The organism is Jannaschia seosinensis (assembly GCF_001408515.1).
Lineage (GTDB): Bacteria > Pseudomonadota > Alphaproteobacteria > Rhodobacterales > Rhodobacteraceae > Jannaschia > Jannaschia seosinensis.
The window spans coordinates 1-2,676 of record NZ_CYPR01000234.1 but is presented as its reverse complement, the minus strand read 5'-3'; the positions used below and the strand labels follow the sequence as shown (position 1 = coordinate 2,676).

Annotated in this window: 1 protein-coding gene and 1 pseudogene; both read left to right on the top strand. The window is 59.3% G+C overall.

All coding sequences use genetic code 11. From position 1 onward, the window contains the following. The first annotated feature begins 597 nt into the window (after positions 1–597). The gene (locus JSE7799_RS20720; protein ID WP_144431797.1) at positions 598–1,515 is read left to right on the top strand and encodes a hypothetical protein; all 918 of its coding nucleotides are present in this window, start codon (positions 598–600) and stop codon (positions 1,513–1,515) included. 975 nt (positions 1,516–2,490) lie between these two features. Next, positions 2,491–2,676 (top strand): annotated as a pseudogene (locus JSE7799_RS18000) (IS256 family transposase); the annotation flags it as partial.

Genomic DNA, 2,676 nt, shown 5'->3' with positions numbered 1-2,676 from the left:
GGTTATTGCGGGGTGGAGTCCGTTCTCAAGAACAACCGCGCTATCGTTGAAGAATACACCCGCCTGCGGCGTTTGCAACGCCCAAGCGGAGTGGGGAAATCTTGCAGGAAAGCGGAATGCCTATTCTACGGTAGGTCCGTCGATGATTGTCCGCAACTTTACTGGAAAACCGGACGAACCTCGGCGGGACATCAGCGCTACTCCTGCAAACGATGTCGGTCCACATTCACGGTCGGGAACCCGGCCAGGAACCACCGCCGACAGTCAAAGAACGGACAGGTCCTGAAGCTTCTCGTTCACGGCAACTCGCTGTCGAAAATCTCGGAGATTGTCGACCTCGCACCGCGCGATGTCTACCGGAAGCTGGACTTCATCTATGATCGCATTCGCGACTTTACTGCGCGCCGTGAGGTTGATCTGCAAGGCACCGACTGGGAGCGATACGGCCGCCGGTTCGCCACCGATAGTCAGACCCTGACGCTCAACTGGCCCAATCGCAAGAAGCGGGCTTCGGTGGCGGTGCAACACCTGTGCACGGCACACGCGAACTCGGGATACATCGTCTTGGGTCACCTCCAGTTCGATCCGGCTGGCGATATGGAGCAGATCGAGGTCGACATGGCGATCAACGGAGATTCCACGAAAGCGCGATGCTTCCGGCGACACGGACGGCTGTGGACCGCAGCTGAGTTCAAGAAATACCTCGACGACATCACTGCGAAAGTGGTCTTGGACCCGGAGATTGCGCCCGATGTCGATCTGGGCCTTCAACTCCCACACGAGGGCGGCCTCGTGCGCCACGATATCCAGCAGTATGCACACGCCCTGATGCTACGACGAATGGTCTCGGGGTCGGATTGCCGTTTCTACTTCGTTCAAGACGGCGATGCAGGCCTCAGCAAGGCCTTTCTGGCCGCCTTCGCTCCAGAGGTTCAGACCGGCCGTGTCGATGTCGCAACCGTTGCCTTCGACAAATATCAGGTGAACGATGTCCGCGAGACGCTATGGGTCCAAGGGCGTCGCGAACTTCGCACCGATCTCGGTCTGACGGCCCACCAGATCGACTGCCTTCCGGAAAAGGTCTTCAACGAGGAGATCGACCGGGAGATCGTCAAGAGGCTCGCCGGACACCGGCTCGGCGCGCCGTTCGCTTGGCCTTACCACACGAAGTCAGAGCCCTCCCGGGTCGTCGATCTCAAGACTGACCGGCCCGAACTGACAACCGAGCGATACGCAAGGCTGATGCGACTTGCGACCCTTCGCAGCGTCGACAGCTACTTCCACAAAATTCGCAGCAATATTCGACCAGCGTCCCGGCCGGTATCGACTCCGAGCAACAATGGTCGCACTTGGGATCGGCATTTCCTCTACAAGCCGGAAATGCTGATCAAGATCATCGAGATCTATCGATTCCACCACAATTGGATGGGGACCCGCCAGACAAAGATGACGCCTGCAATGAAGTTGGGTTTAGCGAAAGGTCGGGTATACGAGCGAGATCTCTTCGGTAATTAAGAAGAAAGCGCGCCGCGACAGCGGCGCACAATCATCAACACATCTGGTAAGGGGCTTGGGTAACCGCGCGTCCCCTTTTTTGTCAACGAAAGCGTGGCATTCATTTGGGGCGTCTTGGCTGCAAGGCCGCCCATTCAGGCCAAAGGATTTTCCGAAAAAGGGAATCGAATGAAGCCGACCAAGGCTTCCGGCGGAGATGTGCACCCTATCTGTGATCCGAGGCGCTGCGGATGACTTTTTATGAGAGGCAAGGAGGCTCAACCACAGTTTTCCGTGCCCCGGGCTCTGTTGCATTAAACGTGTGAAAGCCAGTCCACCCTTGGGTCTCAAACCACTGGCTGCGTGACGGGGATGCCGAGCGCCGTGAAACGCGTGAGGATGGCGATACGGATTTCGAGCGTGGCGGTCTGGCGGACAAAGGTGAGGCAGTAGGGCACCATCGGTCCGAGGCCGATGCCGAACGGTCATGAGCTTCTGACCGGGGAGCTTGACGCAATTCGTCCTTTCCACAACGTGACTTCGTCAATGACATCCGCGCCACCGCCGCCAGATCGTCCGTCCCGGCCGCTTGATCACGCGCGGCGCTTCGTTTCAAATCCCGGTTCCGGGGCCATCGTTCGTCCATCGCCTGGCATTGCGAAGCGGCGGGACGACAGCCTCGGCGCCGCAACCGGCAATGGCGTCGTGGCAGCCGCGGGTTTTATGGTTCCGTCGGCGGTGACCGGATTGAGCACCTCGTCCGCAGAGAACTGGCCGGGAAGGACCGGCAGCATGTATGCCGGTGCGTTCCATTGCCCGACAGCAACGTCCTGAGAGGGAACGAGTAGATGCAGTGGCCCCTTCGATGGTACTGTACCCTCAGGTCTGGAAATTCGCTTGAGACGCGGGGCGTGAGCTCGTGCTGGGGCGCCCCCCAGCACGAGCTGCCCATTCTGGTATTCCATGGAGTTGCAACACAACCATGGAGAAGAACGAATGGACAGGCGGAAGGATACGGCGCTTGAGGCGGTCTTGGAACAGTTGATCGAGCACGGGCCCGGCGAGATCGCATCGGTGTTCGCGCGGGCTTTCGAGCTGGCGATGCAGATCGAACGGGAGCGGTTTCTCGGCGCGAGCCATTATGAGCGCACGCCCGAGCGTCACGGCTATGCCAACGGCTAC